The 16,145-nt window shown below is 45.2% G+C and carries 13 protein-coding genes; 11 read left to right on the top strand and 2 right to left on the bottom strand.

Annotated features, from left to right (window positions below; translation table 11 throughout):
- The first annotated feature begins 489 nt into the window (after nt 1–489).
- The 3 genes from ABIX36_RS23775 to ABIX36_RS23765 all read left to right on the top strand — a co-directional run bounded on the left by ABIX36_RS23775 (nt 490) and on the right by ABIX36_RS23765 (nt 5,916).
- Nucleotides 490–1,308, top strand: a complete 819-nt coding sequence (locus tag ABIX36_RS23775; RefSeq protein ID WP_348084661.1) for an RHS repeat domain-containing protein — start codon at nt 490–492, stop codon at nt 1,306–1,308.
- Nucleotides 1,309–1,497: 189 nt separating this feature from the next.
- The gene (gene glyA, locus ABIX36_RS23770) at nt 1,498–2,784 is read left to right on the top strand and encodes a serine hydroxymethyltransferase (protein WP_348084660.1); all 1,287 of its coding nucleotides are present in this window, start codon (nt 1,498–1,500) and stop codon (nt 2,782–2,784) included.
- Nucleotides 2,785–2,787: 3 nt separating this feature from the next.
- Complete coding sequence (locus ABIX36_RS23765; protein WP_348084659.1) at nt 2,788–5,916, top strand: PAS domain-containing protein; 3,129 nt, start codon at nt 2,788–2,790, stop codon at nt 5,914–5,916.
- 190 nt (nt 5,917–6,106) lie between these two features.
- Here ABIX36_RS23765 and ABIX36_RS23760 read toward each other — a convergent pair whose 3' ends face one another.
- Together ABIX36_RS23760 and rlmN are read right to left on the bottom strand one after the other, a co-directional pair.
- Nucleotides 6,107–6,805, bottom strand: a complete 699-nt coding sequence (locus ABIX36_RS23760; RefSeq protein WP_348084658.1) for a ComF family protein — start codon at nt 6,803–6,805, stop codon at nt 6,107–6,109.
- A 147-nt stretch (nt 6,806–6,952) separates the two neighbouring features.
- Complete coding sequence (gene rlmN, locus ABIX36_RS23755) at nt 6,953–8,026, bottom strand: 23S rRNA (adenine(2503)-C(2))-methyltransferase RlmN (protein WP_348084657.1); 1,074 nt, start codon at nt 8,024–8,026, stop codon at nt 6,953–6,955.
- A 144-nt stretch (nt 8,027–8,170) separates the two neighbouring features.
- On the opposite strand from rlmN, the gene ABIX36_RS23750 reads away from it, so the two are divergent.
- The 8 genes from ABIX36_RS23750 to ABIX36_RS23715 all read left to right on the top strand — a co-directional run bounded on the left by ABIX36_RS23750 (nt 8,171) and on the right by ABIX36_RS23715 (nt 16,119).
- Complete coding sequence (locus tag ABIX36_RS23750; protein WP_348084656.1) at nt 8,171–9,343, top strand: amidohydrolase family protein; 1,173 nt, start codon at nt 8,171–8,173, stop codon at nt 9,341–9,343.
- A 138-nt stretch (nt 9,344–9,481) separates the two neighbouring features.
- Complete coding sequence (locus tag ABIX36_RS23745) at nt 9,482–9,754, top strand: acylphosphatase (protein ID WP_348084655.1); 273 nt, start codon at nt 9,482–9,484, stop codon at nt 9,752–9,754.
- Nucleotides 9,755–9,780: 26 nt separating this feature from the next.
- On the top strand, nt 9,781–11,283 hold the full coding sequence (locus ABIX36_RS23740) for an oligosaccharide flippase family protein (RefSeq protein ID WP_348084654.1): 1,503 nt from the start codon (nt 9,781–9,783) through the stop codon (nt 11,281–11,283).
- Nucleotides 11,280–11,714, top strand: a complete 435-nt coding sequence (gene dut / locus ABIX36_RS23735; protein ID WP_348084653.1) for a dUTP diphosphatase — start codon at nt 11,280–11,282, stop codon at nt 11,712–11,714. Before ABIX36_RS23740 ends, dut begins: the two co-directional genes overlap by 4 nt.
- 3 nt (nt 11,715–11,717) lie before the next feature.
- Nucleotides 11,718–13,463 carry a tetratricopeptide repeat protein gene (locus tag ABIX36_RS23730; RefSeq protein ID WP_348084652.1) on the top strand — a complete coding sequence of 582 codons (1,746 nt, stop codon included), beginning with the start codon at nt 11,718–11,720 and terminating at the stop codon, nt 13,461–13,463.
- On the top strand, nt 13,441–14,232 hold the full coding sequence (locus ABIX36_RS23725) for a DUF4292 domain-containing protein (RefSeq protein ID WP_348084651.1): 792 nt from the start codon (nt 13,441–13,443) through the stop codon (nt 14,230–14,232). Before ABIX36_RS23730 ends, ABIX36_RS23725 begins: the two co-directional genes overlap by 23 nt.
- Before the next feature lie 18 nt (nt 14,233–14,250).
- The gene (locus tag ABIX36_RS23720) at nt 14,251–15,573 is read left to right on the top strand and encodes a peptidoglycan DD-metalloendopeptidase family protein (protein WP_348084650.1); all 1,323 of its coding nucleotides are present in this window, start codon (nt 14,251–14,253) and stop codon (nt 15,571–15,573) included.
- A gap of 66 nt (nt 15,574–15,639) precedes the next feature.
- Nucleotides 15,640–16,119, top strand: coding sequence for a twin-arginine translocase TatA/TatE family subunit (locus ABIX36_RS23715; RefSeq protein WP_348084649.1), 480 nt, complete (start codon nt 15,640–15,642; stop codon nt 16,117–16,119).
- Nucleotides 16,120–16,145: the final 26 nt, after the last annotated feature.

The raw sequence follows: 16,145 nt of genomic DNA, 5'->3' as shown, positions 1-16,145 counted from the left end.
TGGGCACTTTTAAGCCTATCGGAGCCTTTGAAAGCAGGTGAATTTTACTATTCTTAAAATCGTATACCTAGGCCGTATAGCTCAGTTTATGGTTATCAAAGTCCTCGTTGTGCAACGGCCACGTCCCCGCTTGTGGCCCGTATGCAAGCTACCGTGTACCCAAATCTTTTACAATTAAGAAAACTTCTATGTCCCGTTAGGGACTACCTGTTTGTAACTTATAAATAAACCATTTAATTGCCCCGTTAGGGGTTACCCAAAACCAATTTGGCTGGCTAACCTGCAAACTGGGGGGTATCACCTAAGGTGCACAATTAATTTCTCTGCAAAATTCTACAAACAGGTAGCTCCTATGGGGCAAAGAGAAGATGTGGGTACACGGTAGGTGTGCAAGGTAACCGTTATGCAAAATTGCGCCGTTCTGGGCAGATACAAAAGCTGAATAACTTTTCAGATAAAAAGGTTAAATTACCATCCTAAAGCCTTGTCATGATAAAAAGCATCAAATATCTGGTAATATTCTTCGTACTGGCATTAATGCTGCAATCCTGTGCTAAAGTCGCCGGTGTTATTAACGAAGATGACAAGAACCTTGTTTTGGATGGGGCAGTGGCTGTAGAACTGCCGGAGGTAAGCATCCCCCTGGTGAAAACCATAACAACAAAACAGGCTGAGATTGTAAACGGGCAGGAGTTTTATAGCCTGTTGGTGGAGCGTTTTAAATACGACAGCAAAAACAGGGTTACCTCGTACGATTATAACAACGGCAACTGGGTATACGAGTACACTTACGATGTTGCTAACCGTGTAACCGGCGTTGCAGAGGATGCGGGCAACTACTTAGTAACCTACAAATACATTTACTATAAAGACCGGATAGTGGCCACATCTAACCGCGATGGTTACAGTATTTTCTTCGACGAAAAAAGGCGGCTCGGCAAGATCATGCCTTATGGCTCCCCATCATCAACCCAATATTTGTACGATGGACGGGGCAACATGACCGGAAAAGCGTATGTGTTAAGTAGCGAAATCCCGCCGTATGGTACGCACACCTTCGATGATAAAAAGAACCCCTTTAGCCGTGTGGCCGGGTATAACCTGCATTTTAACTACCTGGCTACCGTAAACCTGAAACACGAAGTACTTGGCAACATAAACAACTCCTTGTTTGCGGATAATAGTACAGGTGTGAGCATCGGTACCCGTACCTACACCTATAATGCGGGCGGCTATCCCCTAACCTCGAAAACGATTTATAACGATGGAAAGCATGTCGATTATGAAACGTACGAGTACACGCAGTAAACAGTGTTTGGTATATGTGGCGGATATTAATAAACTTAGGCCCCGCTGCCGCTTGCGGTAGCGTATAAAACTCCAACCCACCCCGTTTTCCAACTCATTTAATATAATCCTCCCCTTTTTATCTCAAATCTCACATCTAATATCTCAAATCTAATTTTATAGCTAACTTAGCGCGCATTACACACAACAATGAAAAGAGATAAATTAATATTTAAATTACTGGATGAAGAGCAGCAGCGCCAGGAAGAAGGCATTGAGCTTATTGCATCAGAAAATTTTGTGAGCAAGCAGGTGATGGAAGCCGCTGGCTCTGTTGCAACTAACAAATATGCCGAAGGCTTACCGGGCAAACGCTATTATGGCGGCTGCGAAATAGTTGATGAAATTGAGACCATCGCTATCGACCGCGCTAAACAGTTATTCAATGCCGAGTGGGCGAACGTGCAGCCGCATAGCGGTGCGCAGGCCAATGCCGCGGTGATGCTGGCTGTTTTGCAACCAGGCGATAAAATATTAGGGTTCGACCTTTCTCATGGTGGCCACTTAACACATGGCTCCGGCGTGAATTTTTCGGGTAAATTATACCAGCCGCATTTTTATGGGGTTAAAAAAGATACCGGTTATGTAGATTATGAGCAGCTAAAAGAAGTTGCCCTGCGCGAAAAACCAAAACTGATCATCTGCGGTGCTTCGGCTTACTCGCGCGATTGGGATTATGAGTTTATCCGCGCTGTTGCAGATGAGGTTGGCGCCTTGGTGCTTGCCGATATTTCGCACCCGGCCGGTTTAATTGCCCGCGGTTTGTTAAAAGATCCACTGCCGCATTGCCATATTGTTACTACTACTACCCACAAAACCCTGCGCGGTCCGCGTGGTGGTCTGATACTATTGGGTAAAGATTTTGAGAACCCATGGGGTTTAAAAACACCAAAAGGCGAAGTGCGCATGATGTCTGCTTTGTTGGATATGGCTGTTTTCCCGGGTACACAGGGTGGCCCACTGGAGCATATCATCGCTGCTAAGGCAATCGCTTTTGGCGAGGCATTGAGCGATAGCTACATGAAATACATTTTACAGGTGAAGCTTAACGGCGCGGCTATGGCCAAGGCGTTTGTAGAGCGTGGGTATGATATCATATCGGGCGGTACAGATAACCACCTGATGCTGATAGATCTGCGCAATAAAAACATCAGCGGTAAAGCTGCCGAGAAGGCTTTGGTAAGCGCAGATATCACCGCGAACAAAAACATGGTGCCTTATGATGATAAGTCGCCGTTTGTAACTTCGGGCATCCGTGTGGGTACAGCTGCGATAACCACCCGCGGCTTAAAAGAGAAACACATGGACACCATTGTAGAGCTGATAGATATGGTGATTAATGACCCCGAAAACGAAACTGTTTTAAAGAAAGTACGTAAAAGGGTGCACAAGCTGATGGAAGACCATCCGCTTTACCGCGATAAGCACCTGGGCTAATAAATGGACGTAGAGCATCATACCCCTTCGGAACTGGAAAGCAGGCGTATAACTGCACTGCATTCCTATGATATCTTAGATACATTGCCCGAAAAGGAGTATGATGCTATTACCCGCCTGGCCTCCTATATATGCCAGGTACCCATTGCCTTTATCTCGTTTATAGACGATTCCAGGCAATGGATAAAATCGACTATTGGGCTTGATATTGAGCAGGTGCCAATTGAAGATACCTTTTGCCAGCATACCATTAAGGAAGATCATTTAGTTGTTATTCCCGACCTCACAAAAAAAGAAGGGTTTTGCGATGAGGAGATGGTTAAAGGCGATTTCGGCCTGCGGTTTTATGCCAGCACCCCGCTGATAGATCCCGACGGCTACCGCATTGGTACCTTATGCGTGCTCGATACCCGTGTAAGGCACATTACCGCTGAACAGCAGGATGCCCTCAAAGTGCTGGCAAGCGAAGTGATATCGCACCTGGTGCTGCGTAAGCAAAAAATGGAACTGGAAAAAAGCCTGGCGGTTCATAAAGACTTCTATACGCTGTTTAATAATTCAACCGAGATCCATTTAATTGCCGGTGCCGATTCTAACATCGAACTGATAAACAACTGTATTTTAGATATTTTAGGTTACACAGTCGACGAGGCTACAGGCAGATCTTTGTGGAGTTTCGTGGCCGGGCAAAACCGCGAGCAGTTTGTGCCCGTGATAGAAAAAGCGGTGGCAACGCAAAAACCCTTCGAAATTGAGACCCAGACTGTAACGCGTAACGGCGATATAAAATGGATCAGCTGGACCGCCGTACACAAAGCTGGTAAATGGTTTTGCAGCGGCCGCGATATTACATTTCAAAAGAAATTAATACTACAAACCGAACAGCTTTCGCTGGTGGCCAGCAAAATAAAGAACGGCGTAGTGATAAGCGACCCCGACGATAAAGTTATTTGGACGAACGACGCTTTTGAGCACATTACCGGTTACAATACAGGCGATGTTGAAGGGAAATTCCTGAGCGAAGTTTTAAAAGGCAAACCTAAGGATGATGCCGCTGAAATTGAACTGCTTGACGCGATAAGGAACAAAAAATCGTACGAGGTGGAGCTATCTATGCTCACCAAAGACGGGCGGCCTATTTGGATAGCGGTTACCAACTCTGTTATTTATGCAAGCGATGGCGTGATAGAAAAATACATCCGCATTATTATCGACATCACATTGCGCAAGCGTGCCGAGCAGGAAGTGGAGATATTATCATTTGCGGCCCGCAAATCGCCGAGCGGTATCATGATCCGCGATACCCAGGGCAAGATCATCTGGATGAACGAATCCATGGAAAAGATCATCGGTTACACCCTGGATGAGTTAAAAGGGCAAGCCATTGGCACTAAGCTGATAGGCGAAGAAACCGACCTGGAAGTTTTCAAAGAAGCAGTACGAAAGGTTAAAGAAAACAAGCCTTACGAAATAGAAATTAAGATATATAAAAAGGATGGTTCTACCGCCTGGGTGTTTATATCAAACAGCCCGCTGTTTAACGAGGTTGGGAGCGTAGAGCGGCAGATAGGTGTTATGGTTGATATTACCAGCCGTAAAAAGGTTGAAGTGCAATTAACCCTGCTCTCGCTTGTAGCCAGCAAAACCACCAGCGGTGTGGTTATTAATGATAGTGAGGGCAAGGTAGAATGGGTGAACGATGCCTTTGAATACATTACCGGCTATACGCTGGATGATGTGAAGAATAAGCACCTCGGCGATTCGCTGAAGGGCGAGCTGACAGATGTTTCCATCATCACCAAAGCGCGGGAACTATCTGAGAAGAAACAGTCTTTTGAGGTAGACCTGCTTATCTACCGCAAGGATGGGCAGCCCGTTTGGATCTCGGTCATCAATTCGGTTATTACCGACGATGCCGGCAAGGTGGATAAATACATCGAAGTAATTATTGATATCACTGCCAAAAAGAAAGCCGAGCTGGAACTGATAGCAGCTAAGGAAGAGGCGCAGCAGCTGAGCCGTGCCAAGGATATGTTCATTGGTGTAATGAGCCATGAGATCCGCACCCCGTTGAACGCAGTGATAGGAATGAGCCACCTGTTGCTGGATGATAACCCATTGGAGTCGCAAAGGGAGAACCTCAGCATCCTCAAATTCTCGGCAGAAAACTTAATGACGCTGATAAACGACGTGTTGGATTTTACCAAGATAGAGACCGGCAATATAGAACTGGAAAAGGCACATGTAAATGTTCGCGATATGATCCAGGGAGTTACGGCATCCATGCAATATAAGGCACATGAGAAAAGCATCTACCTTAAAAGTAGCATAGAGGAAGCTATCCCGGCTATTGTAATTGGCGACAGGGCACGGCTGGTACAAATTTTGTTAAATTTGGTGAGCAACGCAGTTAAATTTACGGCTACCGGTGGCGTTGATATTGATTTGCGGGTAATAGAAGACACAAAAAAAACCGTAAGGATACGTTTTGCTGTATCTGACAGTGGAATAGGTATTGCAAAAAACAAATTAAATACCATCTTTGAATCTTTTAAGCAGGCGGAAGCAAATACCACCCGCGAATATGGCGGAACCGGCCTGGGCTTAGCTATCAGCAAGAAGCTGATAGAGTTGCACGATTCGAGGATAAATGTAGACAGCATACTGGGGCAGGGTTCAACTTTTTGGTTTACCATAACCTTTAAAAAGCTGGATGACCAAACCATAAACAATAGTAATAAAGTGGAAACAGGATTAAATATCAACGTACTGGTAGTAGATGATAACCAAATAAACAGGTTGTTAATAAACAAGGTTCTTAAAAAATGGGGCGCCACTGCCGATTTTGCCGAGAACGGCCAGGAAGCGATAGATAAGCTGGAAGCTTTTAAAAACTTTGATGTGGTGCTGATGGATATCCACATGCCTATAATGGGCGGCCTGGAAGCAGCAGGCATTATCCGTACTTTTACGGATCCGTATTTTCAAAAATTACCCATCATAGCCCTTACCGCATCTATGCTGAGCAACCAGATGGGCCAGATAGAGAATGCTGGCATGAACGACTACATCCTAAAACCGTTCGACCCAACCACCCTGCACATGAAACTGAGCAAGTATCAGAAACAATAGTTTGGTGAGGGGTGAATAGAGAGTGGGTGAGTGGTTTTAATATCGAACATCGATGCTGAATTTCGAATGATGAAGTTTGGCTGCCCCAAATAATACGAGGCGTTCGGATGGAATGCTTTTTTGTTTTAAGCCGGCTTTTCAACCTGCAAATCAAGATCCAAAAAATCGCAAAAATCCGCTTAATCCCGGTTCAGACGGCGTAAGCAATAGTAGCTATACTCAGCTTCAATCCGGGTACTTTAAGCAGTTCTATCCCGCAGGCCTCCAAGGTTGCGCCCGTGGTTACGGTATCGTCTACCAACAAAACATGCTTGTTTATTAACCTATCGGGGTTAGCCACCGCAAATACCTCCTGCATATTCTCAAACCTCGCAAACCGCGATTTATGCGTTTGCGTTTTGGTAGCTACAGCACGTACCAGATTATCGACTTCTACTTTCGCGTTTAATTTTTCGGCCAGGCCATCTGCAAAGCAGGCGCTTTGGTTATAGCCGCGTTCTTTTAAGCGTTTTTTGTGGAGCGGAACGGGGATAATATAATCTGCAGTTTTAAAAACTTCATTTTCTGCCAGTTGCTTGCCCGCCACCCCGCCCAGTACATTGCCTATGCGCTGCATATTGTCGTACTTAAAATGGTGCATCATCTTTTGCACGTTGCCGCCTTTATTAAAAAAGTAAAGTGCGTAGGCTGCCTGCACGGGTAGTTTCCCCCAAAATTGCTGCGCTACAATATTATCCGGCTGCTGATGAAAGTTGGTGTAGGGGAGGTTGTAAAGGCAATCGGTACAAATAAGGTCTTCCCCGGCAACCAAACTGGCATGGCAAGCCGCGCAAAGCTCGGGGAATATGAGGGAGATAAAATCGGAAAGGTAGCGGCGCAATGGGTTCACGGCTTTAAGGTAGCAAAGCTAATGCGTATTATTAAAATAAGGGAATGTTTTTTATTGTAGGGACGCGATACTTCGCATCTCCTGCTTGCAATATTGCATGGTTCGTTATCCGTCCTAAAGAAGACGCAAAATATTGCGTCTCTACAATTACGCTTCTACTGTAACCGCTTTATCCTTCTCTTTTATAGCCAATTGACCGCAGGCGGCATCAATATCCTTACCGCGGCTGCGGCGCAGGTTGGTATTTACACCCTGGCTGCGCAGGTAATCGGCAAAGGCTTCTACCTTGTCTTCGCCTGCATTAATGTAGCTGGCAAAAGAAATGGGGTTATACTCAATGATATTTACCTTGCAGGGGATATGCTTGCAAAACTGGGCAAGTTCTTTGGCATCCTGAACGTTATCGTTTACGCCATCAAAAATAATATACTCGTAAGTAACAGGGTTCTTGGTTTTGGCGAAGTAGTATTTTAAGGCGTCGGCCAGCGCTTTTAGCGAGTTTTGCTCGTTAATGGGCATAATGGTGTTGCGCTTCTCGTCGTTAGCAGCGTGCAGCGAGAGGGCGAGATTGAATTTTACCTCATCATCACCAAGCTTGCGAATCATTTTGGCAATACCGGCGGTAGATACCGTAATGCGTTTGGCCGCCATGCCCAACCCATCTGGCGAGGTGATGCGCTCTATCGACTTCATTACGTTGGCGTAGTTAAGCAAAGGCTCGCCCATACCCATGTACACAATGTTGGATAGCGGGATGCCGTAGTTTTCGCGGGCCTGTTTATCAATCAGTACTACCTGGTCGTATATCTCATCGGGGTTAAGGTTGCGCTTGCGTTCCATGTAGCCGGTGGCGCAAAATTTACAGGTAAGGCTACAGCCAACCTGCGATGACACGCAGGCGGTCATTCTGTCGGCGGTTGGAATTAAAACACCCTCAATTAAGTGAGTATCGTGTAAAATAAAAGAATTTTTTATAGTTTTATCAGCACTAACCTGTGAAGTATTTATTTTAACATTATTGATAATAAATTTCTCATCAAGTTTAGTACGGAGTTCTTTTGAAATATTGCTCATGTCATCAAAAGATAAGCATGATTTTTTCCATAGCCACTCATACACCTGTTTAGCCCTGAAAGCCTTTTCATCCATTTGGATAAAGTGCGCCTGAAGTGCCTGAAGGTCAAGGCTGCGGATATCAATTTTGTCTTTTTTCGCGTTCACAATGCAAAAGTACTTAAATTTAAAAATTCCGATGCCTTTTTAAAGTCATTCTTTTATAGTGTTAAAAACAATAACTAAAAGTTAATTGTATTTACTAAAATTGGATGGGGTTAATTTTTTTTAGAAGATGCCATTTTATACTGAATGAAAAGTTTTATAGCTGATTACGTTTACCCAGTTTGTGCCGATCCAATTAAAAATGGAATAGTAACAGTTGATGATGCCGGAAAAATAATCTCCATTACAGAAAACCAATCCACTGATCTGCCGCCTGATTCTATAGAGCGCCTCAGTGGTGTAATTGTACCAGGCTTTATAAATACCCACTGCCATACCGAACTCTCGCACCTTAAAGCTAAAATTGTTCCCGGCAACGGGCTCATCAGTTTTATAAAGGACGTACAAAATTTCAGGAACACCGAAAAGCAAGCCATCATAGCAGCAGCCGAAGCTGCGGACGCAGAGATGCATGATAATGGCATTGTGGCCGTAGCCGATACCAGTAACAGCAATTTTACGATAGATTTAAAGACTAAAAGCAAGTTGTATTACCACACTTTTGTGGAGATATTTGGCTTTTTACCCGAGAGTGCCGAAGACCTGTTTGCCAAATCGCTGGCATTAGCCGGGGAGTTTAAGCCGCAGTCGGTATCCATTACCGCGCACGCGCCTTACTCGGTATCTAAAGAATTATTTAAGCTGATCAAACGCCATAGCGATAGCGGCGACAACCTGCTGAGCATTCATAACCAGGAATGCGAGGACGAAAATAAGTTTTACCGGTATAAACTGGGCGGCTTCATTGATATGTATAAGCACTTCGGTATCAATATAGATTACTTTCGGCCGCAGGCACGCAATTCTTTACAATCCATTATACCGCTGCTCACCAATAAGCAAAAGATATTGATGGTGCACAATACCTGCACCAATTTAAAAGACATTTATTTTATCAAACGGTTCGATAGGAAGATAAACTGGTGCTTTTGCCCCAATGCCAACATGTACATAGAGAAGCGCCTGCCCAAAGTAGAGCTTTTTGTAAACCAGGGCCTTAATATTACGCTGGGTACCGATAGCCTGGCCTCAAACGATAAGCTTTGCATCCTGAGCGAAATGCGCACCCTGCAGCAAAATATCCCTTCGTTAAGTTTTGATACCCTGCTGCAATGGGGCACCAGCAATGGCGCTAAATTTTTGGGCATAGACAACGACAAAGGAACTATTGAACCCGGCAAAACCCCCGGCCTTAATCTCATCACCGGCCTCGATGGCAATAAAATTACGCCCGATACGAAAGTGAAGAGATTAATTTGAAAATTTGGTAATTTGAAGATTTGAAAATGAGTGCGGAGGTGTCGTAAATAACCACGTAATTTGACAACCAAACTCGGTTTTAAATTGTTGCCATTTCAATCTTCAAATTTTCAAATCATCTCTTTTTCAAATTAACAAATGAAGCATCTCGATATAACGGTAAAAGGTAAAGTACAGGGCGTTTCTTTTAGGGTGGCGGCAAAGGCCGTTGCCGATCAGCTTGGCGTGCGGGGTTTGGTACGCAACCAGCCCAATGGCGATGTTTTTATTGAAGCCGAAGCCGACGACTTTATGATGGATATGTTTTTAGAATGGTGCCACGAAGGCGCGGAACATGCCGTAGTTACCGGCGTGGAAGTGCATGATGGCGAATTAAAAAACTATCGTAATTTTGAAGTTGTAAAAAAATAGTTCGGTACACCTTAAGCTCCCTCTGATTGTCAACCGCAAAAAAATTCGCCGGGCAAACTTTTGTATATGGTTTAAGCACCATTGCCGGCCGTGTACTCAGTTTTTTCCTGACGCCGATATACACCCGCACCTTCTCCACAAAAGTATACGGCATATTTGGTAACCTGTATAGCTACGCCTCCATGCTTAATGCCCTGCTGGCCTTCGGGATGGAAACCACCTTTTTCAGGTATCTCAATAAACGGCCCGATGATAAGCAAACGGTTTATAACAATGCGTTTGGTGCTGTTTTGGCGGTATCCTTATTGTTTTTAGTGCTTACTTTTCCGTTTGCCGGTTTGATTGCCAGTTGGATCCGCATAGATTCATCTACCCCGGTATCTGAGTATATCCTTTTCATCAAATTTTTCATTGGCACGCTGGTGGTTGATGCCATTTCGGTTATCCCATTCGCCAAGATCCGTGCCGAGGGGCGCCCGGGTAGGTACGGGATGCTAAAGTTTGTGAACGTAATGATGTTTGTAAGCTTAAACCTCATGTTTATTTACCTGTTGCCAGCTATTGTTAAGCATAACTGGCCGGGTGCCGCTTTTATACAGGTTTGGTTTAAGCAAGGCTGGATAGGTTATGTGTTCCTGTCGAATTTTATTGCCAACTCCATTACCGCGGTAATGTTGATGCCCGAGTTTTTAAAATTGCGACCCAGGTTCAGTAAAGAATTGCTTACAGAAATGTTGCTATACAGCTGGCCGGTGCTTATCGCCAACTTCTCTTACCTCGTAAACGAAAACCTGGATAAAATTCTGTTAGGTAATTTATTGCCACTGAACGAAAGCGCCACCCAGGTAGGCATCTATTCAGCATGTTCCAAAATTTCTGTGTTCCTCAGCATATTTGTAAACGCCTTCAGGCTGGGTGCCGAACCGTTCTTTTTTAGCCACGCAAAAAATAAGAATGCCACGCAAACGTACGCCCGCATTATGCACTATTTTGTGATAGCCGTTTGTATGATATTTGTGGCGCTGGTAGCCAATATAGAGCTGCTTAAGTATTTTATTAAAGGGAAGGATGCCGCGCAAACGGCGTTATACTGGTCGGGCATTAAGGTGATACCGGTGCTGCTTTTTGGCTATGTAAGTTTGGGTATTTACATGAATTTGTCAGTTTGGTATAAACTGACGGATCAAACAAAATACGGGCTGTACATATCGGGCATCGGTGCATTGGTAACCATTGTGCTCAACGTTGTTTTCATTCCTTACTACGGTTATATCGCCTCCGCCTGGATCTCGCTTTGCGCTTATACCACCATGATGGTGCTCTCGTACTTATGGGGGCAAAAGCATTACCCCATCCCTTACCTTTTAAAAAAGAACCTCGCTTATATCATAATATCGCTCGCGCTCGTTTACTTATCATTCAGCGTATTCAAGCGCAATATATTTATCAGCAACGGCCTGTTTATTTTATTTGCGCTTGGGGCATTGTATACCGAACGAAAAGAACTAAAAGCTATATTTAGCAAATGAACATCAGGGTAATCAACAGATCGAAAAATACTTTACCGGCCTACGAAACGCTTCACGCCGCAGGCATGGATCTGCGTGCCGACCTGGAGGCCCCCGTTATTTTAAAACCACTGGAGCGCCAGCTGATCTCCACCGGGCTTTACATAGAACTGCCCGAAGGCTATGAAGCCCAAATACGGCCCCGTAGCGGTTTGGCCTATAAGCATGGTATTGGCATTGTAAATTCGCCGGGTACCATTGATGCCGATTACCGCGGCGAAATAAAAGTACTACTGGTGAATCTTTCTAATGTTGATTTTGAAATAAACACCGGCGACCGCATTGCCCAAATGGTGGTAGCCAAACACGAGCAGGTAAAATGGGAAGAGGTAGACACGCTGAGCGACACCACCCGTGGTGCCGGCGGGTACGGCCATACCGGTAAAAACTAAGTAATGAAGAAAGCGGCATTTATCATACTGTTAGGTGGCTTGTGTACCACAGCATTTGCTCAGAAAAGGAGCAATGGCGATGGTGCGCCCCTAAGGCAGCTTAGCGCCGCAGATAGTACCCGGGTAAAGGAGCTGTTCTTCTCGGCCATCCGCCAAAAAACAATTGATAATACCAGGCTCGCGACCGAGTTGTTTGGGCAGGTGCTGGCGATAGACCCCAACAACGATGCCTCGATGTATGAACTGGCCAACCTGGAAAAAGCGCAGAACAATTACCAGGCGGCCGCTCCTTTATTAGAAAAAGCGACGGCCGTAAGTCCCGATAACGAATGGTACTGGCTGGCCCTTGCCGATAGCTACGAAAAAGCAAACGACCTGGTAAAACTCCATTCCGCTTTTGACCAGCTCATCCGCCTTAACCCCGATAAGCCCGGCTACTATTTTGGCAAGGCAAGCATCTATTCGGTGCAGCGCAAGTACGATGAAGCCATAAAACTGTACGACAAAGTAGAAAGCATAACCGGCCCTACAGACGAACTGCAAAGCAACCGGCAAAAAATTTACCTGATAGAAGGTAAGGTTGATAAAGCATCTGACGGGTTGGAGAAAATGCTGGAGAGCAACCCCGGCGATGCTAAGTATTACCTGATGCTTGCCGAACTGTACAACTCCAATGGGTTAAACGATAAGGCCATAGCGGTTCTTAACAAGGGTGTTGCCGCGCTTGATAAAGATAAGAACACTGGACTTAGCTATGGCCTGCTGCACATGGCACTGGCCGATGTGTATAAGGATAAAAAAGACCTGGTGGCCAGCTTTAACGAACGGAAAATTGCCTTTGCCAACCCCGATATTGATATAGAACAAAAGGTACGCGTGATACAGGATTATGTTCCGCAGCTGGCCAACCCGACGTTGAAGACACAGGTACTGGATCTTAGCCGCATACTTGCCGTTACCCACCCCAATAGCGATAAGGCTTTTGCCATTTACGGCGATATGCTGGTACAAACAGAACAGTTTCGCGAAGCAAAACCTGTGTACAAAAAATCGATAGCATTAAACCCGCAGTCGTACCAGGCGCATGAGCAGTTGGTGCGGATAGAGATGGCCGAAAGCGATTTTGCTGGCGCTATAAAAGATGGCGAGAACGCGCTGAGCTATTTCCCTAACCAGGCATGGATGAATTATTTGGTGGGCGTAGCCTGGCAACAAAGCAAAAATTATAACAAAGCCCTCGGGTACTTAAAAAATGCTGCGGGCTTAGAAACCGACGATAAGGACCTGCTATCGCAGTGCTACTCGGCCATGGGCGATTGCTACCACTCTATCAGTGATAACAAAAACTCCGACGACGCTTATGAAAAAGCGCTGAGTTACAACCCCGATAATGGTTTTACGCTGAACAATTATGCGTACTATTTGTCGTTAAGGAACGATAACCTGGATAAGGCGGCGGCGATGTCTAAACACAGTACCGAGCTGCAGCCCAACACCGCTTCGTTTGAAGATACTTATGCCTGGATCTTGTTCAGGCAGAAGAACTATACCGAAGCAAAGGTTTGGATAGAGAAATCGCTTGCGCATGATAAGGAAGACAGCGCGGTGAAAACAGAACACTACGGCGATATTTTGTTTTTTACAGGAGACCCCAACGGTGCCCTGCAAAATTGGGAAAAGGCCAAAAAGCAGGGTGGCGCGTCGCCGGCATTAGAAAAGAAAATAAATGAGAAGAAATACTCTGAATAAAATAGCCCTTGTACTTTTATTGATTGTAGCGGCAAGCTGTAAATCAAAAAAACTGGTGGTGGTGCAGCGCCCAACAAAGGATACGGCTGTTGTAAAAACAAACGATGTAGCCGAGCGGCTGGCAGCTATACGTGCCAAACAGGTTACCTTTAATACCTTTAGCGGCAAGGCAAAAACAAAACTGGTTATCAATAACGATGATAATGATTGCACCCTTAATATCCGCGTAAACCGCGACCAAAAAATCTGGATCTCTATCACTGCCATCGCCGGGCTGGAAGTTGCCAGGGCGCTGATAACGCCGGATAGCATCCTGGTGATAAACCGTTTTCAGAATCTGTACTTAAAAAAACCGTTCAGCTATGTGCACAGGTTTGCGGGCAGGCAGATCAATTTTAAAACACTGCAATCGTTATTGGTAGGCAACGCGATAGGCGAACTGCTGAACGAGGGCTCAAAATTTACTCCCGAAGGAAGTAATACCGGCGTAACCGGCGATTTACAGGGTATGGTGTATAAGCTATTACTTGGCCCCGATATGAAGGTTACCCAAACCAACCTGGCCAACAAAAGCGCCGGGCAAACTTTGCAGGTGGCCAACCGGGTATTTATACAGGCCGATAACCGCGTGGTACCATCGCAAATAGATATTACCTCAAACGCGCCGGGCAATAAAGTACTGGCCAATTTGCGTTATACAACGGTAGAATTCGACCGCGTTTTAGAGTACCCCTTCAGTATTCCAAAAAGTTATCAACCTGCAGATTAAAAAACCTATTTTTGATGAATGAAATTTTTTAAAGCAGCCCTGATTATTATTGCTGTATGTACAGCTACCAGCGTGTTTGCGCAAACCAGCGACGAATTAAAACGCCGTAAAAACAAACTTACCGAGGAGCTGCAGCAGCTTAACCGCGAGTATGAAGAAACGGCGAGCAATAAAAAGGTTTCGTTAAGGCAACTCAATAACCTTAAAATACAAATAAACCTGCGCCAGGAAAAGATAGCCAATATCAACTCCGAGGTAAGAAATTTAGATAATCAAATCTCTGAGAGCAATAATACCGTACATAACCTGCAGAGCCAGTTAGACCAGTTAAAAAAAGAATATGCCGGTATGGTGTTGTTTGCTTACCGTAACCAAAGCGCCTACAATAAGCTGATGTTTATTTTTGCGTCAAAAGACTTTAACCAGGCGTACAGGCGTTTAAAATATTTACAGCAATTTGGTACCTACCGCGAGCGGCAGGCCGGTTACATACAGGGCACACAAAAAGAACTGCATGTAAAAATTAACGAGCTGGATAAGGATAAAAAAGAAAAAAGCAACCTGCTTACCGAGCAGGAAAAAGAACGAGCGGAATTAGGTAAAGCAAAAAGTAACCAGGTAAAAGTAATTACCAACCTGAGCAAGCACCAGGGTGAGCTTAAGAAGCAGCAAAAGGATGTTCAGCAAAAAATTGCGAAAACCAACCGCGAAATAAACAACGCTATCCGCAGGGAGATAGAGGAAATGAGGCGCAAGGCCGAAGAAGAAGCCAGGAGGAGGGCAGAGGAGGCCGCACGTATAGCGGCAGCCAAAGCCAAGGCCGATGCTGCCAACAATAATGCACCGGCACCTACCGTAACTAAAAAGCCTATAGTAGTAAAACGAACAACCGACAGCGAGGCGCTGAACGCCACACCCGAAGCCGCCAAATTATCAAACGACTTTTTGGGTAACCGCGGGCGGTTGCCATGGCCTGTTGCCAGCGGGCAGCTGATCCATGGCTTTGGTACGTATGTAGAGGATGGTATCCGTAACGATAACAACGGCTACGAGATAAGGGCCGCTGCGGGCGCACCGGTAAGAGCCGTCTTCGAAGGCACGGTGAAAATGGTGAAGGACATAAGCGGGACTTATTTGGTTATCATCAACCATGGCGAATACTTTACATCGTACTCCAACCTGCGGTCGGTAAATGTTTCGGTAGGGCAAAAGGTGGGTACCAAACAAACTATTGGCGCTGTAGCAACAGACCAGATCAGTGGCGAGTCGTCGGTAAACTTTATCCTGAACAAGGGTACCACATTTGTGGACCCGCGCATATGGCTGGCACCTGCAAACTAAAGTGTTAACTATAGCGTTGTAATTGTATATATTTGTAACCTTTAATTGTGAGATAAGATGTTGAGCATGGTTTTTTTATTCATGAATATAGGTACCGGCGAAATGGTGTTGATCATTTTTGCGGCGCTGATGCTGTTTGGCGGTGAGAAATTGCCCGAGATAGCACGAGGCCTTGGAAAGGGGATCCGTGATTTTAAAGATGCTTCTGACGATGTTAAGCGCGAGATAAACAACCAGATAAATAACTACGAAGATAAGAAGACCGACCTCAAAAAGTCGTTGGAAGATAAGCCTAAAGAGGAACTCCCCGAGTACGTTGCTCCGGAGTATACCCCGGTAGAAGGCACCCTGCCGGCATTTGAAGGCCAGGCTGCTACCGATGCCGTTGAAGAGCCTACCGAACTGGGCAACCCAGAGGCACCGGAAACTTATGAAAGCGAGCCGGAATTAAAACATCCCGTAACAGGCAGCGCAAACGGTTCATCCATTAACCTGAGCAAGAGCGAAGAGCCCGAGAAAAAGACTATCGAAGAAGAATATAAATAACACAAAAAAATTAACATACATAAAAA

Origin of the sequence: Mucilaginibacter sp. (genome assembly GCF_039925265.1) — a bacterium.
Taxonomy (GTDB): domain Bacteria; phylum Bacteroidota; class Bacteroidia; order Sphingobacteriales; family Sphingobacteriaceae; genus Mucilaginibacter.
The sequence above is the reverse complement of the archived record's forward strand: the minus strand, read 5'-3'. Positions and strand labels throughout refer to the sequence as shown.